Here is a 24,540-nt window from a genome sequence, read left to right as displayed (position 1 = left end):
TCCACCGACAACGGCCCCGCAACCATCACGGTTGCGGGGCCGTTGTCTAACCCGGTAGGGCGTACGTGTCCGGGCCGACCTGCGCCGCCAGCCCGTCGGCGAGCAGCCCGGACAGCGAGCGCTCGCGTTGAGCGGTGTCGGACCAGACGGCCTCGAGGGTGCTGCGATGGACCGGCTCGTCGGCGTCGCGGAGCACGGCGAGCAGCCGCCCGCGGCACTGCCGGTCGGTGCCCGCCCAGGTCTGCACCTTGCGCGGCGGACCGTCATACGCGGGCCGCCCGGCCACGGCCCAGGCGCATTGGGCGACGATCGGGCAGCGCTCGCAGGTAGGGGAGGCGGCGGTGCAGACCAGCGCGCCGAGCTCCATCACCGCGACCGACCAGGTCGCGGCGGTCGGCTCGTCGAGGGGCAGCATCGCGGCACCGAGCTCGCGCTCGGCCTTGTTGAGCGAGGTCGCGGGGAACTCCTCACCGCTCACCGCGCGCGCGAAGACCCGGCGGACGTTCGTGTCGAGGACGACCTGGCGCTGCCCGAACGCGAAGGCAGCGATCGCCGCGGCGGTGTACTCGCCCACGCCCGGGAGTGCCAGCAGCGCCGCGTGGTCGGACGGCACCTCGCCGCCGTGCTGCTCCACGATCGCCGTCGCTGCGGCGTGCAGTCGCAGGGCCCGGCGCGGATAGCCGAGCCTGCCCCAGGCCCGTACGGCCTCGCCCGGCGACTCGGACGCGAGGTCCTCCGGTGTCGGCCAGCGCTCCATCCAGGCGGCGTGGACCGGGAGCACCCGCACCACCGGGGTCTGCTGGAGCATGAACTCGCTGACCATCACCGACCACGGCGTCGCGGACGCGCTGCGCCACGGCAGGTCGCGGGCGTTCTCGTCGTACCAGCCCAGGATCGGGTCGTGCAGCCGGCGTGCAGCGCCCGCGAGTGTGTCAGCCATCGCGATGATTGTCGCTGAACCCCGCGCCGGAGTGGCACCCGGATCCGGGGGCCGCGACTGATTACGGTGAGCGCATGGCAGCGCTGACCCGGGGCCCGCTTCCCACTTCGGTCTACTGGCGCCGTCGGCTCGTGGTGCTGACGGTCGCCGTCGTCGTCATCTGGGGCCTCGCCCACCTGCTCGGCGGGGGTGGCGGGCAGACCCCGAAGGCCAAGTCCGTCGCCGACATCGGCGCCGCCGTCACGAGTCCGAGCCCGAGCCCGTCCGGCACGGCGAGCGGGGACCCCTCCACGTCCCCCACCGCCAGCGCGACCGACACCTCGTCGACTACGCCGACCCCGACAACGAGCCCGACTCCGGCGGCGCTGCCGTCCCCGACCGGCGCCTGCGCCCCGAGCGATGTCTCAGTCACCCCGTCGGTCACCAACGCCGCCGCCGGCTCCGAGGTCTCGATCCTGCTCACCCTGCAGACCTTCAACACCCCGGCCTGCACCTGGCAGATCAGCCACAAGACCATGCAGGTCAAGGTCACCACGGCCGGAGGCAGCGACGTCTGGTCGACGATCCAGTGCAAGGGCGCGCTGCCGACCGAGACCGTGACGCTCTACCAGCAGCAGTCGACCCCGGTGGTCGTCGCCTGGTCCTCCAGGCTGGCCGACGCGACCTGCGACGGTCACACGGACTGGGCCAAGGCGGGCGCCTACCAGGTCACCGGCGTCGCTCTCGGCGGCCAGCCCGACGAGGCATCCTTCGACCTCGACTCCCCGTCAGCCCCGCCGGTCGCCCCGCCGACCCCGAGCAGCACGCCGAGCGCCGGCAGCAGGTCGAGCGGGAAGCCGTCCACCGCGACGTCGAAGACCGCCAAGGGCAGCGCGACGCCCTCGAACACGCCCAGCGCCCCGGCGAAGAAGAAGCACGTCATCGCCGACTGAGCCGGCGACGACGTCCGTCAGACGTAGCGCTCGAGGATCGTCGACTCGGCGAGGCGGGACAGACCCTCACGCACCGACCGCGCGCGGAGCTCGCCGACGCCCTCGACGGCCTGAAGGTCGTCGATCGAGGCCGAGAGCAGCTTCTGCAGGGTGCCGAAGTGGTCGACGAGCCGGTCCACGACGGCGCCGGGGAGCCGCGGCACCTTGGCGAGCAGCCGGTAGCCGCGCGGGGTGACCGCACCGTCCAGCGTGTCGCCGCTGGAGAGGCCGAGGACCCGGGCCGCGGCGGCCGGGTCGACCAGCTCGGTGGAGGAGAGCGCCTCGAGCTGGGCGAGCAGCTCCTCGGGGCTCTTGGCGCGCTTGCCACGCGGCAGGTAGTCGCGGATGACGAGCTCGCGCTCGGCGTCGACGCCGGTGACGAGCTCCTCGAGCTGGAGGGCGAGCAGACGTCCGTCCGTGCCGAGCTCGACGATGTAGTCCTCGATCTCGCGCGCGATGCGGGTGACCATCTCGAGACGCTGGGCCACCACGGCGACGTCGCGGACGGTGACGAGGTCCTCGATCTCGAGGGCGGACAGCGTGGAGGCGACCTCGTCGAGGCGCATCTTGTAGCGCTCGAGCGTGGCGAGTGCCTGGTTGGCGCGGCCGAGGATCTGGCCGGTGTCCTCGAGCACGTGGCGGGTCTCGCCGACGTACGCGGCGATGATCTGCATCGACTGCGAGACGGAGATGACGGGGTAGCCGGTCTGCTTCGCGACCCGGTCGGCGGTGCGGTGTCGGGTGCCGGTCTCGTTGGAGGGGATGGTGTGGTCCGGCATCAGGTGGACGGCCGCCCGGATGATCTTGTTGATGCCGGCGTCGATGATGATCGCGCCGTCCATCTTGGCCAGCTCGCGCAGACCGGTCGCGCTGAAGGGCACACCCAGGTCGAAGCCACCGGTGGAGATGCCGTCGACGGTCTTGTCGAAGCCCAGCACGATCAGCGCACCGGTGCGGCCGCGGAGGATGCGCTCGAGACCGTCCCGCAGCGTGGTGCCGGGAGCGATCAGCGCCAGCGTCTCGCGCAGGCGCAGCGACTCCTCGGGGCGGTCGTTGGCCACGGCGTTCCCTTCCTGACCTGCACAGAGTGGGTGTAACAGGAACGCAGTCTAGCCAGGTGACCTGCCGAGACGACTGATTAACGGCCGGTGCCGAGCCGATCAGCGGTCGGTGCTGGAGCCGGTGAGTCGCAGCAGCGAGATCGCGGTGGCCAGGTCGTGCACCTCATAGACCTTCATCCCGTCCACGCTGCGCTCCTTGGGTCGGGCATAGGCACCGTGCTCGCCGCGCTCTGCGAGCGGCACCACAGCCACCGCGAAGCCGAGCCGGGCCGCCTCGGAGAGCCGCTCCTCCAGGCCCCGCACCCGGCGCAGCTCGCCGGCCAGGCCGATCTCGCCCATCGCGACCACGCCCTTGGGGGTGGGGCGGCCGGTGGCGGCGGAGGTGATCGCGATCGCCACGGCGAGATCGCTGGCCGGGTCGACCAGCTTGGCGCCACCCACGGTGGAGACGAAGACGTCGTGCTGGTGCAGATCGAGCCGGGCGTGACGCTGCAGCACCGCGAGGATCATCGCCAGCCGGGAGCCGTCGACACCGGAGGTGGTGCGCCGGGCCCGGTCGGTGGCGGAGGCGACGAGACCCTGCACCTCGGCGAGCATGGGGCGCCGCCCCTCGAGCGTGACCGCCACGCAGGTGCCGGGCACCGACACGTGCTGGGTCTCGATGAAGAGCCCGGTGGGGTCGGTGACCGCGACGATGCCGTCGGCGGAGAGGTCGAAGCAGCCGACCTCGTCGACCGGGCCGTAGCGGTTCTTCATCGCCCGGACCATCCGGAAGCGGGAGTCGCGCTCGCCCTCGAAGTGGAGCACCACGTCGACGAGGTGCTCCAGCACGCGCGGGCCGGCGATCGAGCCGTCCTTGGTGACGTGGCCGACCAGCATGGTGGTGATGTTGCGGGTCTTCGCCATCCGCACCAGCGCGGCGGCGACCTCCTTCACCTGGGTGACGCCCCCGGGGACGCCGTCGGTGTCGGCAGCGCCGATGGTCTGCACCGAGTCGACCACGATCAGCTCGGGGCGGACCTGCTCGATGTGGGTCAGCACCGCCCCGAGGTCGGTCTCGGCCGCGAGGTAGAGCTCGTCCTGGATCGCGTTCGTGCGATCGGCACGCAGCCGCACCTGCGAGGCCGACTCCTCGCCGGTGACGTAGAGGGTGCGACGGCGGCTCTTCGCGGTCTGGGCCGCCACCTCGAGCAGCAGGGTCGACTTGCCGACGCCGGGCTCACCGGCGAGAAGGATCACCGCGCCGGGCACCAGGCCGCCGCCGAGCACCCGGTCGAGCTCGGGGACGCCGCTGGCCCGGAAGCCGGACTCGACGACGGAGACCTGCCCGATCGGGACGGCGGCGGTCGAGACCGGCGCGGCGGCCGTCCGACCGATGGGCGCCGCCGCCTCCGCGACCGAGCCCCATGCCTGGCACTCGCCGCAGCGGCCGACCCACTTGCCGGTCTCCCAGCCGCACTCGCTGCAGCGGTAGGCCGGGCGGGGCGCTCTGGTCGCGGTGCGGGTTGCCATGGCGCACACGCTAGGTCAGGGCCCCGACAGTTCTCGGGCGCCATGCCCTCACGCGGGCGCGCGGTGGAGCCTCTATGCTGTCCGGGATCGGGCCTGTTGGATCGATCCAGACGGTGAGGCACCACGGGAGGTCACGCGATGAGCCGAGCGATCGGGCGACTCTCCGCGCCGCCGACGCTGGCCGATGTCGCCGAGCTCGCGGGTGTCTCGCGCCAGACGGTCTCCAACGCGGTCAACAACCCCGACCTGCTGCGCGAGGACACCCTCGCCCGGGTGCAGGCGGCGATCGAGGAGCTCGGCTACCAGCCCAACCGGGCCGCCCGCAGCCTCCGTACCCGCTCCTCGCGCCTCATCGGTCTGCGCATCCCGCCCGTGCCCGAGGGCACCGCGAACGCGCTGATCGACCGGTTCGTGCATGCGCTGGTCGACACCTCCGCCGACGCGGGCTACCACATCCTGCTCTTCCCGGGCGAGGCCGGCGACCCGGTCGCGGGCTACGACGAGCTGCTGCGCTCGACCGCCGTCGACGCCTTCATCGTCACCGACACCACCCAGGGTGACCCGGTCGCCTCGTGGCTGCGATCGCGGCGCGCGCCGTTCGTCGCCTTCGGCCGTCCGTGGGACGTCACCGAGGACCCGACCCACCCGTGGGTCGACGTCGACAGCGCCGCCGGCGCCGCGATGGCGACCGAGCACCTCATCGAGAAGGGCCACACCAGGATCGCCTGGATCGGCTGGCGCAAGGAGAACGTCCTCGGCGAGGAGCGTCGCTCCGGCTGGACCCGCACCATGCGCGATCACGGTCTGGCCACCACCGGCCTCGCCTCGCGGGTCGAGGACACGATCGCCTCGGGGCGGGCCGCGACCGTGGCGCTGCTCGACGAGGCCGCCCCGACGGCGTTCGTCTGCGCCTCCGACACCCTCGCCCTCGGCGTCCTGCATGAGCTCTACGTCCGTGGCCTGCGTCCGGGCCAGGACATCGCCGTCACCGGGTTCGACGACTCGATCGCCGCCCAGACCGTGCCCCCGGGCCTCACCTCGGTGCGCCAGCCGCTCGAGGACGCCGCCGCCGAGCTGGTCAAGGCCCTCGAGGGCCTCGGCGCTGCGGCCCGCGGTGAGGGCGTCATGCTGCAGCCCAGGCTGGTCATCCGCGGCACTTCCTAGAATTTTTCCGAGTCGTTGGATCGATAAATCGCGGACTCTCTGCAAGTTTTTGCAGAGTTTCGTCCTACTCTTGCGCTGTGACGCGACGACTCGTAGAGGTGGCGGCCCGCGCTGGGGTCAGTGAGGCGACGGTCAGCCGCGTCCTCAACCGGAAGCCCGGTGTCGCGGAGGCGACCCGGACCCGCGTCCTGACGGCGCTCGACGTCCTGGGGTACGAGCGCCCGACCAAGCTGCGCGGCGAGCGGGCCCGTCTCGTCGGCCTCGTCCTGCCCGAGCTGCAGAACCCGATCTTCCCGGCCTTCGCCGAGGCGCTCGGCTCGCACCTCGCCCAGTTCGGCCTGACGCCGGTGCTGTGCACACAGACCGCTGGCGGGGTCCAGGAGCCGGAGTACATCGACCTGCTCCTGGAGCAGCAGGTCGCGGGCGTGGTCTTCGCCGGCGGCAACTACAGCCAGGCGGACGCCGACCACGCGCACTACGACCGGCTCATCCACCGCAAGCTCCCGGTGGTCCTGATCAACGCCGCGATCGACCTGCCGTTCCCGCGGGTGGTGTGCGACGACGACACCGCGATGGAGCAGTCGCTGGAGCACCTGCACGCGCTCGGCCACGAGCGGATCGGGCTGGTGCTCGGGCCCCGCGACCACGTCCCGTCCGAGCGCAAGCTGGCCGCCGCGCGCCAGATTTCGGAGGCGGCCGGACGCCCGCTGGACGAGGACCTGGTGGTGCGCAGCCTGTACTCGCTGCAGAGCGGCCAGGCCTCGGCGGCGCGGTTGATCGAGCGCGGTGCGACGGCGATCGTGTGCGCCAGCGACCCGCTGGCGCTCGGCGCCGTCCGCGCGGTGCGACGTGCCCGGCTCAACACGCCGGAGGACGTCTCGGTCATCGGGTACGACGACTCCGCCTTCATGGCGGTGGCCGACCCGCCGTTGACCACCGTGCGACAGCCGATCGAGGCGATGGCGCGGGCCGCGGTCGACTTCCTGATGAGCCAGATCGACGGCTCGATGGGACCCGTCGATGAGCTGCTCTTCGAGCCGGAGCTCGTTGTTCGTCGCACAACGGGACCGGCAAAATCGCGGCATTCCATCGCAAAGTCGTGAAAGCACTTACATTCCGTCAAGTTCTTGCAATGTCCTGATGCCTTTGCATAAGTTGCGGTCCGCGCCAGTCATGTGACCGGCGACACACCTCCTGCGGGGTGCGGACGAACGGAGCAACGTGAACTGGTGGCGCAATGCGGCGATCTACGAGATCTACCCGCGCAGCTTCTCGGACGGCAATGGCGACGGGACCGGTGACCTCATCGGCGTCCGCGACCGGTTGCCGTACCTGCGTGATCTGGGCGTCGACGCCATCTGGTTCACGCCCTGGTACCCCTCCCCGCTGGCGGACGGCGGCTACGACGTCGCCGACTACCGGGGGATCCTGCCGCTCTTCGGTGACCTCGCCGAGGCCGAGGCACTGATCAAGGACGCCCTCGAGTACGGCATCCGGACGATCATCGATGTCGTCCCCAACCACATCTCCGAGCAGCACACGTGGTTCCAGGCAGCGATCGCCGCAGCGCCCGGCTCCCCGGAGCGCGAGCGCTTCTGGTTCCGCGACGGTCGCGGCGAGAACGGCGAGCTGCCGCCCAACGACTGGACCTCGGAGTTCAGCGGCGGTGCCTGGACCCGGCTCGTCGGCGCCGACGGCGTCCCCGAGCAGTGGTACCTCCACCTGTTCGCCGCCGGGCAGCCGGACCTCAACTGGAGCCACCCCGACGTCCGACGCGAGCACGAGGAGATCCTGCGGTTCTGGTTCGACCGTGGCGTGGCCGGCATCCGGATCGATTCGGCGGCGCTGCTCGCCAAGGACCCGCAGCTGCCCGACGTTCCCGACGAGCCGGCCCCGGGCGAGCACCCGTACATCGACCGCGACGAGCTCCAGGACATCTACCGCTCCTGGCGCGCGATCGCGGAGGAGTACGGCGGCGACCGTGCTCTCATCGGCGAGATCTGGCTGCCGGACCCGGAGCGCTTCGCACGCTACCTGCGCCCCGACGTGATGCACGCGGCCTTCAACTTCGACTTCCTCACCACGCCGTGGGACGTCGACCTCCTCCGCACCTCGATCGACACCACCCTCTCGGTGCACGCCCGGGTCGGCGCCCCGGCCACGTGGGTGCTCTCCAACCACGACATCACCCGGCCGGTCACCCGCTACGGCCGCGAGGACACGGGCTTCGCCTTCGACCGCAAGCGGTACGGCACCCCCACCGACCCCGAGCTGGGCGGACGCCGCGCCCGAGCGGCGGCGATGCTCGCGATGGCGCTGCCCGGCGCCTACTACCTCTTCCAGGGCGAGGAGCTCGGCCTCGACGAGGTCGAGGTGCCCCGGGACAAGATCCAGGACCCGATGCACTTCCGCAGCGGCGGGGTGGACCCGGGCCGCGACGGCTGCCGCGTGCCGCTGCCGTGGTCCGGCACCACCCCTCCGTACGGCTTCGGCGACGACGGCGTGGAGACCTGGCTCCCTCAGCCCGACACATGGGCGGATCTCACGGTGGAGGCGCAGTCGGCGGATCCCGACTCGATGCTCTCCCTCTATCGGATGGCCCTGCTGATCAGGCGGACCCATCCAGAACTCGGCGATGGCCCGTTCTCCTGGCTCGAGGCCCCGGAGGGCGTGCTCGCCTTCCGGCGCGGCGAGACCTTCGTGAACGTGACCAACGTCAGCGCGGAGGCCATCGACCTCCCGGGCCACCGGCACCTGTGGCTCGCCAGCGCACCGCTCGACGGAACCAAGCTCCCGCCCAACGCCACCGCTTGGCTCCGGCCCACCACCGCATGAGCCGGCCGCTCATTCCCTGACCTGACCAGGAGTAACCATCATGAACACTTCTCGACTGCGCGTGGTCGCGGCGACCGCGACCGCGGCCGCCCTGGCCGCGGGGCTCGCCGCCTGCGGTAGCTCGTCTGACAACACGAGCGACAGCTCGAAGGGCATCACGATCACCGTCGAGGGATGGCGGCCGGGCGACCAGCAGGCCACCATCGACTACGTGAAGGGCCAGGCCGCCGCCTTCCACAAGCTGCACCCCGACATCACGGTGGTGCCGAAGGAGTGGCAGTGGAACGCGCAGACGTTCCCGGCCCAGCTCGCCGGCGGCACGCTGCCGATCTCGTTCCGGGTGCCGTTCACCGACACCAAGGGCCTGGTCGAGCGCCACCAGGTCGCCGACGTCGACGCCGAGATCCGCGCCCTGCCCTACTTCAGCGAGTTCAACCAGAACGTGCTCGCCGCCGCCGAGGGCAGCGACGGCAAGGTCTACGGCCTGCCGAGCGACGTGTACGCCAACGCGCTGCACTACAACCGCGACCTGTTCGAGAAGGCCGGCCTCGACCCGGACAAGCCGCCGACGACGTGGGACGAGGTGCGTGCCGACGCCAAGGCCATCACGGACAAGACCGGGCAGGCCGGCTACGCCGAGATGACTAAGTCGAACACCGGTGGCTGGATCCTGACCACGCTGACGTACGCCCTGGGTGGCCGGATGGAGAGCGAGGACGGCAAGACCGCGACCCTCGACAACCCGGCGACCGAGCAGGCGCTGCAGATGCTGCACGACATGCGCTGGACCGACGGCTCGATCTCGGCGAACAACTCCTACGACTGGGCGGGCATCAACCAGGCCTTCGCCGCGGGCAAGGTCGGCATGTACGTCTCCGGCTCGGACGTCTACAACGCGCTGGTCACCACCGACAAGGTCGACCCGAAGTCGTACGGCCTGGCCACGATCCCGGTGGCGGACTCGGCCGACGCCGGCGCCCTCGGTGGCGGCTCGGTCAACGTGGTGAGCGCCAAGGCGAACGCCGACGAGGCCAAGGCCGCGGTCGAGTGGGCGGACTTCTTCCGGGTGCAGAAGTACACCGACCAGGACGCCGCCGTCGCCGACGCGAAGGCCACCAACGAGAGCGGCCAGCCGACCGGCACGCCGACGTTCCCGATCTTCGACCAGGCGTCGTACACCAACTACCAGAGCTGGATCCAGCAGTACGTCAACGTGCCCATGGACCAGATGAAGCCCTACACGGACAACATGTTCACCGCGAAGCTGATCGCCGAGCCTGCGACGCAGACGCAGGGTGTCTACGGCAGTCTCGACTCGGTCGTGCAGAAGGTGCTGACCGACAAGAACGCCGACGTCCCGAGCCTCCTCAAGGCGGCCAACGACAAGGCCCAGCAGCTGATCTCGCAGGGCTGACGCAACACCCGGACGGTGCCGGCCGAGCGCGCTTCGCTCGGTCGGCACCGTCGTACGACCAAAGCGGCCCGCGGGGGCCGATCTGAGAAGGAGTGCCCGATGACACGGGTGATGGGGTGGGTGCGCGGGAGCGGACCCACGACGGTGCTGTTCCTGCTGCCGATGCTGATCATCTTCGGCCTGTTCTCGTGGTGGCCGATCGTGCGCACCGCGGTGATGGCCTTCCAGGAGACCAACCTGGTCGAGCCGGCCCACTGGGTGGGCTTCGCGAACTTCCACCGCGTTCTCACCGACCCGCTGCTGCCGACGGCGATCCGGAACACGGCGATCTTCGCCGGCCTGGCGTTCGTCATCGGCTACCCGGTCCCGCTGGTGCTGGCGATCGTGATGAGCGACCTGCGCCGGATGCGCGGGCTGTACGCGGTGCTCGCGTACCTCCCCGTCGTCATCCCGCCCGCCGTCGCGGTGCTGCTGTGGCAGATCTTCTACGACGCCAGCGACAACGGCGTCTTCAACACCGTCCTCGGCTGGTTCGGGCTCGGCCCGGTGCCGTGGCTGGTCTCCGCGCACTGGGTGCTGCCCTCGCTGGTGATCGAGGCGACCTGGGCCGCCGCCGGCGGCACCGTGATCATCTACCTGGCCGCACTGACATCGGTCCCCAAGGAGCTCTACGACGCCGCGCAGGTCGACGGCGCCGGCATCTTCGGCAAGCTGTGGCACGTCACCCTGCCGCACCTCCGCTCGATCATGCTGATCACCCTCATCCTGCAGATCATCGGCACGGCGCAGGTGTTCCTCGAGCCCTACCTCTTCACCGACGGCGGTCCCGACAACGCCTCGCTGACGGTCCTGCTGCTCATCTACAACTACGCCTTCGGCAGCACCACCGGTGGCGGCGACTTCGGCGACGCGACGGCGCTGAGCCTGATGCTCGCCGTCGCGCTCGCGATCCTGTCGTGGCTCTACTTCCGCCTGACCCGATCCTGGAGCGAGTGATGAGCGAGACCAACAGCTTCGTCGGCGAGGCCGACCTGCGCCGTCCGGCCGTGCGCTGGACCCGACGTACCGCCCACGTCGTCCTGCTGCTCTTCCTGGTCGTGGTGGCTCTCGGCCCGATCCTGTGGCTGGCCAAGTCCGCGGTCACGCCGGCCCAGGACACCCTGCAGCACCCGATGGCGATCTGGCCCAACGGTCCGGACTGGTCGATCCTGACCAACGCCTGGACCAGCCTGGACCTGGGCCACTACCTGGTGAACACGCTGATCATCGCGGCGGGCTCCTGGGCGGTGCAGATGATCGTCGCGACGACCGGCGGTTACGCCCTGTCGGTCCTCAACCCGCGCTACGGGCGCTACCTCTACGGCGCGGTGCTGGCCACCATGTTCGTGCCGACGGTGGTGCTGCTGGTGCCGCTCTACCTCACGGTCCTCAAGCTGCCGATCCTCCACATCTCGCTGGTCAACACCTACTGGGGCGCCTTCCTGCCCGCCGGCGCCAGCGCGTTCAACGTCGCCCTGATGAAGCGGTTCTTCGACAACCTCCCCCGCGAGATCATCGAGGCCGCGCGCGTCGACGGTGCCGGGCCGATGCGGCTCTTCACCTCGATCGTGCTGCCGATGTCGCGCCCGGTCCTCGGCGTGGTCTCGGTCTTCGCGGTGCTGGCCGCCTGGAAGGACTTCATCTGGCCACTGCTGGTGCTCCCGGACCCGGCCAAGCAGCCGATCTCGGTGCGCCTGCCGGCACTGGCACCGGTGACGTCGATCGACACGTTCCTGGCGGCCCTGTTGATCTCCTCCGCGCTGCCGATCGCGTTCTTCCTGGTCTTCCAGCGGTTCTTCCTGCGCAGTGAGGGCCTGGACGGAGCCGTGAAGGGCTGATGGTCAGAAGGTCCGGCTCCAGAGGTTGACCGCGTAGTCGACCTCGAGGCCCTCGTGCGCGGCCAGCGCGGCGCTGGCGACGTCGGGCGTGAGCTCGATCCGTACGACGGCCTCGAGGTCGGCGCGAGCGCCGAACCGCCAGCCCATCTCGACCGGCGTGCGGGTCCAGCCGTGCATCGACCAGAACCGCTCGACCGCAGCAGGGTCGACGGTCGGATAGCTCCGTCGGAACCAGCCGCCGAACGTCGAGCGGCTCGCGTCGTTGTCGATGATCAGCGCCGTGCCGCCGCGGCGTAGCACCCGGGCGAGCTCGGCCAGGCCGGGCTCGCTCCCGGGGCCGAAGAAGTAGGCCCACCGCACGTGCACGACGTCGACCGAGGCATCCGGCAGCGGGATCCTCTGGGCGACGCCCTGGGCCACCGACACGTTCGCCAGGCGGCGGGTACGGCGGCGCGCGAGGGCGACCAGGTCGGGATGCGGCTCGACGCCGACGACCGCGCGCGCGCTCTCGGCGAAGCGCGACAGATGGTAGCCGGTGCCGCAGCCGAGGTCGAGCACGTCACGGCCGGCCCACGACGTGGTGGCGGCCATCGCCGACCAGAGCCGGCCGTCGGGATCCGCGGCGCGGTTCTCCAGCTCGTAGGTGGCGGTGTGGTGCCAGATGTTGGGGCTGGGAACGGCCCCTTCCGCCACCGGCACGGTGCTCAGCGGGTCAGATGCGGACGTTGCCGAGCGGGGTGTCGAACGTCGCGGCGAGCAGACCGGGGGTGCCGTGCTCGGCGACCCAGGTCAGCTCGACGTCCTCGGCCGGGCGGCCGGTCCACGGGTCGGTGCGCTCCTTGAACTCCGCGCCCATGTAGTCGCGCACGCGCTGCTGCTCGCCCGAGATCTCGAGGGAGCGCAGGGTGACGTCGGAGCCGGCGTTGCCCGGGTGCAGGTCGCGGGTGATCCAGTGGATGAAGTACGGCAGCTGCGGGTCGGCGATCAGGCCGTTGATGCCGATCTGCTTCCACAGCAGCTCGGTGCCGTCGGGCAGGTGCCGGTTGCCGTCCACCCACGGGCGGCCGAGCCGCTCCTCGACCGCAGCCATGTTGCCGGTCGAGACGACCCAGCCCATCCAGCCGCCACCGAGGGCCGAGCGCGCCTTGACGGCCTGGCCGAACGGTGCCTTGTCGGAGGCCGGGTGCTCCAGCGCCTCGACGACCTCGAGGTAGATGCCGCCGCGCAGCGGGAGCGTCATGTTGCGGGTGCCGAAGCGGGGGTGGACCCCGCCGTCGACGAAGTCCTGGCCGAGCAGCTCGCCGAGCCGCTTCGCGGTGGAGACGAGGCCGTCCGGGCCGGCGGCGTAGGAAAGGTGGTCCAGGCGCATGTCTTGATTCTGGACACACCCTTGACGAGCACCAACACGGGGGTCGATGTGTCTTGACGTCGAGAAGTTGAAATCCGGTACTGGACGATCGGAGGGGGCCGTGCCGGAGGCCAGGCCCCGAAGATCAGCCCCGGAGATCAGCGCGGATCGGCGGGGTGGATGGCGAGGGCGGAGCGCGAGCGGACGTGCGCCTCGCAGTGGTGGGCCAGCTCGGCGTACGCGCCCTCACCGATCAGGGCGACCAGCTCGGCCCTGCTGGTGACGTAGAGCGGCTCGGCGGCCACGTGGGCGACCGGGTTGCCGGTGCAGTACCAGTCGAGATCATGGCCACCCGGTCCCCAACCGCGCCGGTCGTACTCCCCGATCGAGACCTCGGTGTACTTCGTGCCGTCCTGGCGCTCGACGTCGCGGAAGGTCCGGCGCAGCGGGAGCTGCCAGCAGACGTCCGGCTTGGTCTCCAGCGGGTTGCGGCCCTGCTGCAGCGCCAGGATGTGCAGCGCGCATCCGGCCCCGCCGGCGAATCCCGGGCGGTTGTGGAAGACGCAGGCCTGCTGCCCGTCGATCTCGAGAGTGCGGGTCTTGCGCTCGCCCTCGTCGTCCGTCTCGATCCAGTCCGCCTTCTTCACCGTCCGGGCCGGGCGGTGCTGCCAGACGTCGGAGGTGAGCTGCTCGACGAAGCCGGCCACCCGCTTCTCATCGTCGGCGTCGGCGAAGTGCGCCCCGAGGGTGCAGCAGCCGACGTCGGGGGCCGACGAGTAGATGCCGGCGCACCCCGACCCGAAGATGCAGGTGTAGCTCGACGTCAGCCAGGTGAGGTCGCAGCGCAGCACCTCCTCGGCGTCGTCGGGATTGACGAACTCCACCCACGCGCGCGGGAAGTCCAGGGGTACCTCGGGCATGCGCTGAAGCGTACGGCGCACGGCTGACCCGGGGCAGCACCCGCTGCCGGTAGCGTGGTCTCCATGCGTCTGGGCGTGCTCGACATCGGATCCAACACCGGCCACCTGCTGGTGGTCGACGCGCATGGTGGTGCCGCCCCGCTCCCGGCCTACTCCTACAAGCAGCCGCTGCGGCTCGCCGAGCACCTCGACGAGACCGGTGCCGTGACGCAGGCGGGCATCGACGCGCTCACCCGGTTCACCGCCGACTCGCTCAGCGTCGCCGAGGACAAGGGCTGCGCCGAGCTGCTCGCCTTCGCGACCTCGGCGGTCCGCGACGCGGTCAACTCCGACGAGGTCCTCGAGCACGTCCGCCGGCAGACCGGCGCGACGATCGATGTGCTCTCCGGTGAGGACGAGGCTCGGCTGACGTTCCTCGCGGTCCGCCGGTGGTTCGGCTGGTCGGCGGGCCGGCTCGCCGTCTTCGACATCGGCGGTGGCTCGCTCGAGCTCGCCGGCGGCGCGGACGAGGCCCCCGACGTGGCCTGGTCGCTGCCGCTCGGCGCGGCGCGCCTGGCGGCCACCTACTTCGCGGACGCCGACCACGCGCCCGGCGAGGACGTCATCAAGGAGGTGCGCAAACGCATCCGCGCCTCCATCGCCCAGGACGCGGGCCACCTCATCCGGGCCGGCTCCTGCGACAAGGCGGTCGCGACCTCCAAGACCTTCCGCAGCCTGGCCCGCATCTGCGGCGCCGCCGCCAGCGGCGAGGGCCCGCTCGTCCCGCGCTCGCTCCCGCTGGCCGAGCTGAGCGCCTGGATCCCGAAGCTGGTCGCGATGTCGCGTCGCGAGCTCTCCGAGCTGCCCGGCGTCAGCGCGGATCGGGCCCACCAGATCCTGCCCGGCGCCTTCGTCGCCGAGGCCTGCATGGACATCTTCGACCTGCCGGCGCTGGAGATCTGCCCGTGGGCGCTGCGTGAAGGCGTCATCCTCGAGCGGCTCGACCAGATGAGCGTCCGCCTCCGCTAGGGCCAAGAAAGGGACACCGCGCATGACCCGCATCGGCCTCTCCACCGTCTCGGTCTACCCGGAGTCGACGGCGCACGCCTTCGCATACGCCAAGACCGTCGGCTACGACGCGATCGAGGTGATGGTCGGGGTCGACGCGCTGTCGCAGCAGACGTCGGCGGTGCAACAGCTCAGCGAGCACCACGGCGTCCCGATCTCGGCGGTGCACGCCCCCTGTCTGCTCTTCACCCAGCGGGTCTGGGGCACCGACCCCTGGGGGAAGCTCGAGCGCTCCGCCGACATGGCGCACGCCGTCGGCGCCGGCACCGTCGTGGTGCACCCGCCGTTCCGGTGGCAGAAGGAGTACGCGTCCGGCTTCGTGGAGGGCATCGCCAAGCTGGAGGACAACACCGGCCTCTTCTTCGCCGTCGAGAACATGTACCCGTGGCGCGCCTCGAAGCGCTCCATGCAGATGTACCTCCCGCACTGGGACCCCTCCACCGAGGACTACGCCTCGACCACGATCGACCTCTCCCACGCCGCGATCGCCCAAGACGACGTGATCGAGATGGCCCAGCGCCTGGGCCGCTCGCTCAAGCACATCCACCTCACCGACGGCACCGACGGCGCCAAGGACCAGCACCTCGTCCCGGGCCGCGGCGACATGAACGCCGCCGCCTTCCTGCGGCACCTCGCCACCAGCGGCTTTGAGGGCGAGATCGTGCTCGAGATCAACACCCGCAAGGCCGCCACCAAGGCCGAGCGCGAGGCGGACCTGCGCGAGTCGCTGGAGTTCGCGCGCGAGCACTTCCGGCCGTGATCGCCGCCACCGCCTAGTCTTCGAGCGTGACTTCCACGATCGCGATCATCGGCGTCGGCAACATGGGTGAGGCCGTCCTGGCCGGTCTGCTCAAGGCGGGCCACGCCCCGGAGACGGTCATCGCGGGCGTACGCCGCCCGGAGCGCGCCGCCGAGCTCGCCGCCCAGTACGGCATCGCCGCCCTCGACCCGGTCGAGGCGGCGAGCCGGGCCGACGTGCTCATCCTCGGCGTGAAGCCGTACCAGGTCGTCGACGTCCTCAGCGGCATCTCCGTGCGCCACGACCAGCTCGTGGTCTCGCTGGCGGCCGGCCTCACCACCTCCTCGATCGAGGAGGCCCTGCCCCTCGGCGTCGGTGTCGTGCGGGTCATGCCGAACACGCCCTCCCTCATCGGCGAGGGGATGTCGGTGGTCGCCGCCGGCGCCCACGCGCGCCCGGAGCAGGTCGCCCGGACCGAGGAGATCCTGGCTGCGATCGGACGGGTCGTCACCGTCCCGGAATCGCAGATCGACGCGGCCGCCGCGATCAGCGGCTCCGGCCCGGCCTACGTCTTCTACATCGCCGAGTCGCTCATCGAGGCCGGCGTCCACCTCGGCATGACCCGTGCCGTCGCCACCGAGCTGGTCAACCAGACCCTCGCCGGCTCCTCGCTGATGCTGCGCGAGACCGGGGAGCACCCGGCGGTGCTGCGCGAGAACGTCACCTCGCCCGGCGGCACCACCGCCGCCGCGCTCCGGGTCTTCGAGAACGCCGGCCTGCGAGGCACCCTGCTCGACGCCACCCGTGCCAACCGCGACCGCTCGCGGGAGATCGGCCGCGGCGAGTGACAGGTACCGTCGGCGCCATGGATGCGTGCGTGGGGCGGTCGGCGGTCGTCTACGACGCCGGCCTGGGGGAGTACGACTTCGGCCCCTCCCACCCGATGGCACCCGTGCGGGTCGCGTTGACGATGCGCCTCGCCGGCGACCTCGGCGTCCTCGACCGGCTCGAGGTCGCGCCGGCGCCGATGGGCACCCTCGACCAGCTGGTCACCGTGCACGACCCGCAGTTCATCGAGGCGGTCGAGCGGGCCGGCGCCACCATGCGCCCGGACCTCGACCACGGACTCGGCACCGAGGACAACCCGCTCTTCCCGCAGGTCCACCACGCCAGCGCCCACATCGTGGGGGCCAGTGTCGAGGCCTGCCGACGCGTCTGGGAGGGCGAGAACGTCCACGCCGTCAACCCGATGGGCGGCCTGCACCACGCGATGCCGGGGCGGGCCAGCGGGTTCTGCATCTACAACGACGTCGCGGTCGGCATCCGGTGGCTGCTCGACCACGGTGCGGAGCGGGTCGCCTACGTCGACGTCGACGTCCACCATGGCGACGGGGTCGAGCGGGCGTTCTGGGACGATCCGCGGGTCCTGACGATCAGCCTGCACGAGACCGGGCAGATGCTGTTCCCGGGCACCGGGTTCGCCGAGGACGTCGGCGGGCGCGACGCCCAGGGCAGCGCCGCCAACGTCGCGCTGCCGCCCGGCACCGCCGACCACGGCTGGCTGCGCGCCTTCCACGCGGTCGTGCCCGACCTGCTCCGCGAGTTCAAGCCCGACGTGCTCGTCACGCAGCAGGGCTGCGACTCCCACGCCGAGGACCCGCTCGCCGACCTCATGCTCAGCGTCGACGGCCAGCGCGCCGCCTATCTCGCCTTGCACGAGCTGGCCCACGAGCTCTGCGAGGGCAAGTGGGTCGCGTTCGGCGGCGGTGGCTATGCCGTGGTCGATGTCGTCCCGCGCGCCTGGACCCATCTGCTCGCGATCGCCAGCGGCGTCCCGGTCGAGCCCTGGACCGAGGTTCCGGAGGCCTGGCGCGAGCACGTCCGCGAGCTCGCCGGGGCGGAGGCGCCGCGGCTGATGACCGACGGGAAGATCCCCGCGTACCGGCACTGGGGCGAGGGGTACGACCCGAACACGTGGCTCGACCGGCAGGTCAACGCGACCCGTACGGCGGTCTTCCCGTTGCTGGGTCTCGACCCGCTGCCGTAGGCGCACTTGAACGCCGAAATATGCTGAAGGCAAGGCGACACGCCGATCAAAAGAAATTCCCATCAGTTTCCTCTTCCCCACGAGTCACAGGGGGCACTAATCTCACGCTCAGCGCAGCGTGATGAACATCGGTGGGGAAGCCGATGGCGCGCTGACCAGCTGCCCGAGTGAAAGCGTGGGAAACGATGGCCGCCAACAAGCCCGGTGACATCTCCGACAGCACGTTCCTGACCGTCGCCGAGGTGGCCGCGATGATGCGCGTCTCCAAGATGACCGTCTACCGCCTCGTCCACAGCGGCGAGATGCCGGCCGTCCGCGTCGGCCGCTCGTTCCGTGTCCGCGAGGAGGACGCGAACGAGTACCTGAAGAACTCCTTCTACAACGCCGGCTGATCCGTCAGGTGGGACCGGTCGCCGTCTCGGGCGGCGTACCGATTCCGCTCCCCTTCGTTCTGACCGATAGGCTGGCCCGACCGGTGGAGTCGCATCCGCCGGCGCCGGCGAAGGTCGTCGGTGCAGTTGAAAGGTTGTTCCGTGGGATCTGTCATCAAGAAGCGTCGCAAGCGGATGGCGAAGAAGAAGCACCGCAAGCTGCTCAAGAAGACGCGTGTTGCCCGTCGCAAGCTCGGCAAGTGACGCTCGGATCCTTCTGATCTCGCGTTAGAGCCAGTGGCCAGCGCAGGGCGGGTTGTTCTCGTCACCGGGGTCTCTCGAGACCTCGGGCGCAGGTTTGCGCGCGCTGCCGCGGCTCACCCCAACGTTGATCGGGTGATCGGCGTCGACGTGGTCCCGCCCGGTGGAGACATCGGCGGGATGTCGTTCGTCCGCGCCGACATCCGCAACCCGGTGATCGCCAAGGTGATCGCCAAGGAAGACGTCGACACCGTCGTCCACATGAGCATCATCTCGACGCCCGGCAGTACCGGCGGGCGGACGATGATGAAGGAGCTCAACGTCATCGGGACGATGCAGCTCCTCGCCGCCTGCCAGAAGTCGGCGACGGTCAAGCACCTCGTGGTGAAGTCCACCGCCCACGTCTACGGTGCCAGCAGCCGCGACCCCGCGATGTTCACCGAGACCTCGGAGACCAGGCGCGCCGGTGGCGGCTACGCCAAGGACGTCGCCGAGATCGAGGGCTACGTGCGCGGCTTCGCGCGACGCCGCCCCGACGTCTGCGTGACCACGCTGCGCTGTGCCAACGTCATCGGGCCGAAGGTGCACAGCCCGATGGCCAGCTACCTGCGGATGCCGCTCATCCCGCGCCGGCTCGGCTTCGACCCCCGCCTGCAGTTCCTGCACGAGGCCGACCTGTACGCCGTGCTCGGCCACGCCGTGCGCAGCCAGGTCGCCGGCACCTTCAACGTCGCCGGCGAGGGCGTCATGCCGCTCTCCCAGGTGGTCCGTCGCCTGCAGCGGCCCACGCTCCCGGTGCCTTCCTTCGGGCTCGGCCTGCTCAAGTCGGCCCACGTCGCCCAGGTCTCGCCCGAGCTGCGGGCGCTGCTCACCTACGGTCGCGGCATCGACACCACCCGTACGCGCGACGCCCTCGGCTTCCAGCCGGCCTACTCCACCGCGGCGGCACTGGACGACTTCGCCCGGGACCTGGTGCCGACCGGCGGCCGCACCGATCACGCACTGGCCGCGATCGAGTCCCGGCTGCCGTCAGCTCGCGCCGAGCGCACGCTCCGGGAGGCTCTTGATGGGTGACGCTGAGATCATCCCGATCGGCACCCGTGGCCGCCCCGGTCGTGGCACCGGCCAGGCCCCGTCGGCCGCCGCCCGCGCGCTCGCACGATCCGCGAAGGAGCCGGCGAAGGCGGCCAAGCACGAGCCCGATCCGGCGCCGGACGAGGCCGAGCGGCCGGAGGTCGAGCCCGAGAGCCCGGAGGTCGAGCCCGAGAGCCCGGAGGTCGAGCTTGTCGAGACCCCGACCGCCCCGGTGACCGCGTTCACGCAGGACCGGGGCCCGCTGAGGCACATCCCGCTCGCCGACTGGCAGGCCGCCCTCGACATCGCCGCCCGCGAGGTGTTCGGGGAGCAATGGGAGCCGCAGCTGGCCCACTTCCTGGCCTTCCTGCGCCGCCGGGTGACCGGCGACTATGTCGTCGACGAGTACGGCTTCGACGTCGAGCTCACCCAGCGGTTCCTGGTCAGCCTGCTGCGCCCGATCGCGCAGAAGTGGTTCCGCATCGAGGTCCGCGGCCTCGAGAACGTCCCGGTCGACGGCGGTGCGCTGGTCGTCTCCAACCACTCCGGCACGCTGCCGATGGACGGCCTGATGACCATGGTCATGCTCAACGACCTGACCGGCCGCTCGCTGCGCCCCCTCGGCGCCGACCTCGTCTTCCGCCTCCCGCTCATCGGCTCGATCGCCCGCAAGGGCGGCGCCACCCTGGCGTGCACCGAGGACGCCGAGCGGATGCTCAGCGGCGGGGAGCTGGTCGGTGTGTGGCCCGAGGGCTTCAAGGGCATCGGCAAGCCCTACAGCGAGCGCTACAAGCTGCAGCGATTCGGCCGGGGAGGGTTCGTCTCGGCCGCGCTCCGTACGGGCGTGCCGATCGTGCCGCTCTCGGTGGTCGGAGCCGAGGAGATCTACCCGCTGGTGGGCAACATCCCGGCGCTTGCGAAGGTGCTCGGCGTCCCCTACCTGCCGATCACGCCGTTCTTCCCGCTGCTGGGTCCGCTGGGCATGATCCCGCTGCCGTCGAAGTGGCTGATGGAGTTCGGCGAGCCGATCCGGACCGACGAGTACGAGCCGAGCGCTGCCGACGACCCGATGCTGGTCTTCAACGTGACCGACCAGGTCCGCGAGACGATCCAGCAGACGCTCTACTCGCTGCTGATGCAGCGCCAGTCCGTCTTCCGCTGACTCCGGCGGCCGTGGCCGGGCCCTGCGGCCTCCGTCAGGGGGCCGTGGTCTTCGTCGTGCCGAGCAGGCCGCCGAGCAGGTCGCCGACGCCGTCGGTCACGCCGTTGACGGTGTCACCGAGGCCCTTGACGGTCTCGCCGACCGGGCCGCCCACGGCGTTGCCCAGCCCATCGGTGACGCCCTTGACGGTCCCGCCGACGCCCTTGACCACGCCGTCGAGCGTGCTCGGGTTGGCGGTCGCCTTCGTGGTCTTGCCCTGACCGGCGGAGGTGCCGCCGTTGGAGCCGACCGAGAGCGAGGGCAGCGAGGACGGCAGGACGTTGGCCGGGCCGACGTTGCTCGGGACCGACGGCAGCGCGACCGACGGGCCCGTCGACGTGGTCGTCGATGCCGTGCCGGAGCCCGAGGTCGTGCCCTTCGGCACCAGGGCGGTCGTGAGCGTGTCGATCGTGTGCGCGGTCGCCGAGAGCAGGGTCTCCGGGATCGCGGTGATCGGGTTGCCGGCGCAGGCCGGGCAGAGCTTGCTCGCCGCCGTGTCGATCATCAGCACCGCCTGGGCAGCCTGGGTCAGGGCCTGCTTCGCGCCGTCCGGCAGCAGCGGCTCGAGGACGGTGAGCTGGTCGATGCTGTCGGAGGTGAAGGCGTGCAGCTTCTCGATCGACTCGGCGTCCTGGTTCTGCTGGTAGTTGCTCAGCAGCAGGTCGGAGGCCTTCTTGGCCTGGTCGGAGAACGCGTCGAGCGTCTTGGTGATCTCCTCGACGTCGTCGTCGGAGCCGCGGGAGAGCTGGGCGACCTCGCTGAGGCGCCGGTCCGCGTCGCCGAGGATCGCGGCGCCCTTGCCGCTGTCGCTCGGCGTGAAGCCGGAGCGGACGTTCTCGATCGCGCGCTTGACCGGGTAGAGCGGCTCGCCGGGGAGCGAGCCCTGCGAGGCGATGGCGGTGCCGGCGCTGGCGCCGACGATGGCCAGGGCGGCGATGCCGACGGTGAGGCGGCGCTCGTGCTTGCGGCGCACGGGGCTGTTGCGCACCGTGAGCCGGTCGTTGACAGCGTCGGTGCTGCCGGCGGCGAGCTCGGTCGCGGCGGCGGCCATCAGGCGCTCGCGCAGATCGGCGGAGAAGGCGGGACGGGGCGCGACCTCGGGAGCAGTGCGGAGCGCGGCAGCGAAGCCGGCCAGCTCGGCCAGGTCGGCCGATACCGGTCCGGTGACGGGGTCGCCGCTCAGGGTGCTCTCGACCAGGCGGTCGAACTCCTCAGCGCGGCGGCGCGTGGTGAACGCCGGGCTCATCGCAGTGGTCCTACTCGGGTGAAGTGGGTGGGCGGCGCGGCAGGGGTGGAGCCGCTCCACCTCCCTAACGGGAGCGCGTGTCCCGAGGTTACGGCCCTCAAACGGGTGTTTCCAGTGTCGTGCATCACCCACGCAGCCCTTCCGGCATCAGCTTCGCCAGATTGCGCACGCCGCGGAGCTGGAGTTGCTTCACCGCGCCGTCGCTGCGGCCGAGGACCGCTGCCGTCTCGGCGATCGAGAGTCCCTGGAGGAAGCGCATCACGACGCAGTCGCGCTGCTCGTCCGGCAGCTTGGCGAGCGCCTTGAGGAGCACCTCGTTGGTCAGGCTGGCGAGCACCGCGGACTCGGGGCCCTCGGTCTCGTCGTCGTGCTGGCCCATGTCCTCGGTCGCCATCTCGAGGCGCGTACGACCCGCCTTGAAGTGGTCCGTGGCGAGGTTGCGGGCGATCGTCATCAACCAGGCGCCGAAGTCCTTGCCCTGCCAGCGGAAGCCGGTCATCGAGCGCAGCGCACGGAAGAACGTCTCGGAGGTGAGGTCCTCGGCCAGTGTCGAGGAGCGCGTCCGGTAGTAGAGGAAGCGGTAGACCGCCGTGTGGTAGTGGTCGTACAGCAGGCCGAACGCGTCGGTGTCACCCTTGCGGGCCAGCTCGACCAGGGCGATCAGCCGAGTCCGCTCGGCCGCCGAGACCTCGGAGGAGGCCGCCAGCGCCTCGTCGTCCGGGCCTTCGTCGTCGCCGGGCTCGCGAGGGCGGACGTTGCCGGGATCGCCGCCGTCCTTCTCGGTGGCGGCCTCGGAGTAGAGGATGCCGACCGGGGCGCCTGCGGTCGCCGGCTGCATCAGCAGAGCAGCGACGGCGGCGCGCAATGCGTCGAGTCCGCGCTCAACCTCCGTGCCGTACCGCGGCGTCATCTGGTCCCTCCCCGTCATTCCCCTGGGACGTACGTCACTCTACGTTTCAGTGCAAGGCCTGTCAGGCGACCGCTCGCCATCTGACCCGTTCGGGTCATGTGGATCTGACCGAGTGTCTGACCGGTCCTGGGGTCGATGCAAACCCGTGAGTAACAAGAGCCTGTGCTCGGCGCCGGCGGCGACCGGATCAGCGGCGGCGACCGCGCAGCGCCGAGGCGGCCGCGAGGCCGCCCGCGGCGGCGCCGCCGACCAACCCTGCGGCGAACCCGACACGAGCCGCCTTGCGGCCGGTGCGGTAGTCGCGGATCTGCCAGCCGTTGGCCTTGGCGTGATGGCGCAGCCGGGCGTCGGGGTTGATCGCGGTGGCGTGCCCGACCAGCCCGAGCATCGGCAGGTCGTTGGCGGAGTCGGAGTAGGCCGAGCACACGCTCAGGTCGAGACCCTCGCGAGCGGCGAGCGCCTTGACCGCCTCGGCCTTCGCCGGGCCGTGCAGCATGTCACCGACCAGCTGGCCGGTGTAGACGCCGTCGACATGCTCGGCGACGGTGCCCATCGCCCCGGTCAGGCCCAGGCGGCGGGCGATGATCTGGGCGATCTCGAGGGGAGCGGCGGTCACCAGCCAGACCCGCTCGCCGCGGTCGAGGTGCATCTGCGCGAGCGCGCGCGTACCCGGCCAGATCCGGTCCGCCATCGCCTCGTCGAAGATCTCCTCGCCGACCTCCTGGAGCTCCTGCACCGTGTGGCCGGCGATGAAGCTCAGCGCGGAGTTGCGGGCCGCCTCGACGTGCTCGGGATTCTCCACCCCGACGTAGCGGAAGTACGCCTGCTTCCACGCCGCACCCACGATGTCGCGGGTGGTGAAGAACTTGCGCCGGTACAGCCCCCGCGCGAGGTGGAAGATCGAGGCGCCCTGCATCACCGTGTTGTCCACGTCGAAGAAGGCGGCAGCGGTGCTCGCCTGCTCGACCGAGGTGCTCAGCGCGGACTCGACCTCCGCTGCGGCCGCGGACGCCTCCCCGGCGAGCACGGAGCGCCGCTGCAGGTCCTTGCGGCGCAGGTCGTCACGGCGGCGCTGGCGATCGCGAGCGGTGCTCATGCCCGTCACCCTAGGGGACCGGGGCGGCAGTGCGAGCGAGGAACGAGCTCTGGCGCTGGCCGCGAGCGAGGACGTCAGACGCGAAGCGTCGTGGGAGGCCGCTCGGCCGTGGGGGAGACTGTGAGGGTGGTTGCACGCATCACCCTGTACTCCCGTCCCGGCTGTCACCTCTGCGAGGACGCCCGCGCCGTCATCGAGCGGGTCTGCGCCGACCTGGGGGAGAGCTTCGTCGAGCACTCGATCGACGACGATCCGGCGCTGCGGGAGCGGTATGGCGAGGAGATCCCGGTAACACTTGTCGACGGCCGGCAGCACGACTTCTGGCGGGTCGACGAGGCGCGGCTGCGCTCGGCGCTCACCTGATTGCCACCAGACGGACCCGGTGAAGGGCCCAGTGAAGGGCCGGGTGAAGGTCCCGGCCGGGTCCGGCTCGGTTTGTTCTCACGTTCACAAACTCCTACAGTGATCGGGCCGCTGGGCGAACCCGGGCTGTCACGAGCCCCCGT

At 71.0% G+C, this 24,540-nt stretch carries 25 protein-coding genes; 16 read left to right on the top strand and 9 right to left on the bottom strand.

Features of this window, described 5'->3' with window-relative positions; genetic code table 11:
• Positions 1 to 46: 46 nt before the first annotated feature.
• The gene (locus ACZ5L9_RS04685) at positions 47 to 940 is read right to left on the bottom strand and encodes an HhH-GPD family protein (RefSeq protein ID WP_464534372.1); all 894 of its coding nucleotides are present in this window, start codon (positions 938 to 940) and stop codon (positions 47 to 49) included.
• A 74-nt stretch (positions 941 to 1,014) separates the two neighbouring features.
• On the opposite strand from ACZ5L9_RS04685, the gene ACZ5L9_RS04680 reads away from it, so the two are divergent.
• Positions 1,015 to 1,872 (top strand): hypothetical protein, encoded by an 858-nt coding sequence (locus tag ACZ5L9_RS04680; RefSeq protein WP_464534371.1) that lies wholly within the window; start codon positions 1,015 to 1,017, stop codon positions 1,870 to 1,872.
• A gap of 17 nt (positions 1,873 to 1,889) precedes the next feature.
• Here the strand turns inward: ACZ5L9_RS04680 and disA are convergent, their stop codons facing one another.
• On the bottom strand, positions 1,890 to 2,972 hold the full coding sequence (gene disA, locus ACZ5L9_RS04675; protein WP_464534370.1) for a DNA integrity scanning diadenylate cyclase DisA: 1,083 nt from the start codon (positions 2,970 to 2,972) through the stop codon (positions 1,890 to 1,892).
• Positions 2,973 to 3,071: 99 nt separating this feature from the next.
• On the bottom strand, positions 3,072 to 4,484 hold the full coding sequence (gene radA / locus ACZ5L9_RS04670; protein WP_464534369.1) for a DNA repair protein RadA: 1,413 nt from the start codon (positions 4,482 to 4,484) through the stop codon (positions 3,072 to 3,074).
• Positions 4,485 to 4,622: 138 nt separating this feature from the next.
• On the opposite strand from radA, the gene ACZ5L9_RS04665 reads away from it, so the two are divergent.
• From ACZ5L9_RS04665 to ACZ5L9_RS04640, 6 genes are all read left to right on the top strand, one after another.
• Positions 4,623 to 5,648 (top strand): LacI family DNA-binding transcriptional regulator, encoded by a 1,026-nt coding sequence (locus ACZ5L9_RS04665; RefSeq protein ID WP_464534368.1) that lies wholly within the window; start codon positions 4,623 to 4,625, stop codon positions 5,646 to 5,648.
• A 77-nt stretch (positions 5,649 to 5,725) separates the two neighbouring features.
• Positions 5,726 to 6,751: a LacI family DNA-binding transcriptional regulator gene (locus tag ACZ5L9_RS04660; protein WP_464534367.1), complete on the top strand. Its 1,026-nt coding sequence runs from the start codon at positions 5,726 to 5,728 to the stop codon at positions 6,749 to 6,751.
• Between the two features lie 118 nt (positions 6,752 to 6,869).
• On the top strand, positions 6,870 to 8,483 hold the full coding sequence (locus tag ACZ5L9_RS04655; protein ID WP_464534366.1) for a glycoside hydrolase family 13 protein: 1,614 nt from the start codon (positions 6,870 to 6,872) through the stop codon (positions 8,481 to 8,483).
• Between the two features lie 40 nt (positions 8,484 to 8,523).
• A complete protein-coding gene (locus tag ACZ5L9_RS04650) occupies positions 8,524 to 9,897 on the top strand; it encodes an extracellular solute-binding protein (RefSeq protein WP_464534365.1) in 1,374 nt (457 codons plus the stop codon).
• Positions 9,898 to 9,996: 99 nt separating this feature from the next.
• Positions 9,997 to 10,893: a carbohydrate ABC transporter permease gene (locus ACZ5L9_RS04645; protein ID WP_464534364.1), complete on the top strand. Its 897-nt coding sequence runs from the start codon at positions 9,997 to 9,999 to the stop codon at positions 10,891 to 10,893.
• Positions 10,893 to 11,774 (top strand): carbohydrate ABC transporter permease, encoded by an 882-nt coding sequence (locus tag ACZ5L9_RS04640; RefSeq protein WP_464534363.1) that lies wholly within the window; start codon positions 10,893 to 10,895, stop codon positions 11,772 to 11,774. The genes ACZ5L9_RS04645 and ACZ5L9_RS04640 overlap by 1 nt, the downstream gene beginning before the upstream one ends.
• 3 nt (positions 11,775 to 11,777) lie before the next feature.
• Here ACZ5L9_RS04640 and ACZ5L9_RS04635 read toward each other — a convergent pair whose 3' ends face one another.
• From ACZ5L9_RS04635 to ACZ5L9_RS04625, 3 genes are all read right to left on the bottom strand, one after another.
• Positions 11,778 to 12,467: a class I SAM-dependent methyltransferase gene (locus tag ACZ5L9_RS04635; RefSeq protein ID WP_464534362.1), complete on the bottom strand. Its 690-nt coding sequence runs from the start codon at positions 12,465 to 12,467 to the stop codon at positions 11,778 to 11,780.
• Between the two features lie 19 nt (positions 12,468 to 12,486).
• A complete protein-coding gene (locus ACZ5L9_RS04630) occupies positions 12,487 to 13,143 on the bottom strand; it encodes a VOC family protein (protein ID WP_464534361.1) in 657 nt (218 codons plus the stop codon).
• Between the two features lie 137 nt (positions 13,144 to 13,280).
• Entirely contained in the window at positions 13,281 to 14,042 is a 762-nt protein-coding gene (locus tag ACZ5L9_RS04625; protein ID WP_464534360.1) for a DUF3109 family protein, read from the bottom strand.
• Positions 14,043 to 14,105: 63 nt separating this feature from the next.
• Between ACZ5L9_RS04625 and ACZ5L9_RS04620 the strand changes: the two genes are divergently transcribed.
• From ACZ5L9_RS04620 to ACZ5L9_RS04585, 8 genes are all read left to right on the top strand, one after another.
• Positions 14,106 to 15,050 (top strand): Ppx/GppA family phosphatase, encoded by a 945-nt coding sequence (locus tag ACZ5L9_RS04620; protein WP_464534359.1) that lies wholly within the window; start codon positions 14,106 to 14,108, stop codon positions 15,048 to 15,050.
• 22 nt (positions 15,051 to 15,072) lie between these two features.
• On the top strand, positions 15,073 to 15,849 hold the full coding sequence (locus ACZ5L9_RS04615) for a sugar phosphate isomerase/epimerase family protein (RefSeq protein WP_464534358.1): 777 nt from the start codon (positions 15,073 to 15,075) through the stop codon (positions 15,847 to 15,849).
• A 26-nt stretch (positions 15,850 to 15,875) separates the two neighbouring features.
• Positions 15,876 to 16,676: a pyrroline-5-carboxylate reductase gene (gene proC, locus ACZ5L9_RS04610; protein WP_464534357.1), complete on the top strand. Its 801-nt coding sequence runs from the start codon at positions 15,876 to 15,878 to the stop codon at positions 16,674 to 16,676.
• A gap of 17 nt (positions 16,677 to 16,693) precedes the next feature.
• The gene (locus ACZ5L9_RS04605) at positions 16,694 to 17,875 is read left to right on the top strand and encodes an acetoin utilization protein AcuC (protein WP_464534356.1); all 1,182 of its coding nucleotides are present in this window, start codon (positions 16,694 to 16,696) and stop codon (positions 17,873 to 17,875) included.
• A 185-nt stretch (positions 17,876 to 18,060) separates the two neighbouring features.
• Positions 18,061 to 18,267, top strand: a complete 207-nt coding sequence (locus tag ACZ5L9_RS04600) for a helix-turn-helix domain-containing protein (protein ID WP_017933176.1) — start codon at positions 18,061 to 18,063, stop codon at positions 18,265 to 18,267.
• 141 nt (positions 18,268 to 18,408) lie between these two features.
• Positions 18,409 to 18,510, top strand: coding sequence for a 30S ribosomal protein bS22 (locus tag ACZ5L9_RS04595; protein ID WP_017933175.1), 102 nt, complete (start codon positions 18,409 to 18,411; stop codon positions 18,508 to 18,510).
• 33 nt (positions 18,511 to 18,543) lie between these two features.
• Positions 18,544 to 19,581, top strand: a complete 1,038-nt coding sequence (locus ACZ5L9_RS04590) for an NAD-dependent epimerase/dehydratase family protein (RefSeq protein WP_464534355.1) — start codon at positions 18,544 to 18,546, stop codon at positions 19,579 to 19,581.
• Positions 19,574 to 20,743, top strand: coding sequence for a lysophospholipid acyltransferase family protein (locus tag ACZ5L9_RS04585; RefSeq protein ID WP_464534354.1), 1,170 nt, complete (start codon positions 19,574 to 19,576; stop codon positions 20,741 to 20,743). Before ACZ5L9_RS04590 ends, ACZ5L9_RS04585 begins: the two co-directional genes overlap by 8 nt.
• Positions 20,744 to 20,777: 34 nt before the next feature.
• On the opposite strand, the gene ACZ5L9_RS04580 is transcribed toward ACZ5L9_RS04585, so the two are convergent.
• From ACZ5L9_RS04580 to ACZ5L9_RS04570, 3 genes are all read right to left on the bottom strand, one after another.
• Positions 20,778 to 22,028, bottom strand: a complete 1,251-nt coding sequence (locus ACZ5L9_RS04580) for a DUF5667 domain-containing protein (RefSeq protein ID WP_464534353.1) — start codon at positions 22,026 to 22,028, stop codon at positions 20,778 to 20,780.
• A gap of 124 nt (positions 22,029 to 22,152) precedes the next feature.
• Positions 22,153 to 22,938 carry a sigma-70 family RNA polymerase sigma factor gene (locus tag ACZ5L9_RS04575; protein ID WP_464534352.1) on the bottom strand — a complete coding sequence of 262 codons (786 nt, stop codon included), beginning with the start codon at positions 22,936 to 22,938 and terminating at the stop codon, positions 22,153 to 22,155.
• A 187-nt stretch (positions 22,939 to 23,125) separates the two neighbouring features.
• Positions 23,126 to 24,034 (bottom strand): HAD family hydrolase, encoded by a 909-nt coding sequence (locus ACZ5L9_RS04570; protein ID WP_464534351.1) that lies wholly within the window; start codon positions 24,032 to 24,034, stop codon positions 23,126 to 23,128.
• 126 nt (positions 24,035 to 24,160) lie between these two features.
• Between ACZ5L9_RS04570 and ACZ5L9_RS04565 the strand changes: the two genes are divergently transcribed.
• Positions 24,161 to 24,397, top strand: a complete 237-nt coding sequence (locus tag ACZ5L9_RS04565) for a glutaredoxin family protein (protein WP_464534350.1) — start codon at positions 24,161 to 24,163, stop codon at positions 24,395 to 24,397.
• The last annotated feature ends 143 nt before the right edge of the window (positions 24,398 to 24,540 follow it).

It is taken from the genome of Nocardioides sp. JCM 18998, from assembly GCF_055391535.1.
Note: the sequence above shows the minus strand (reverse complement) of the source record. Positions and strands in the feature narration are given on the sequence as shown.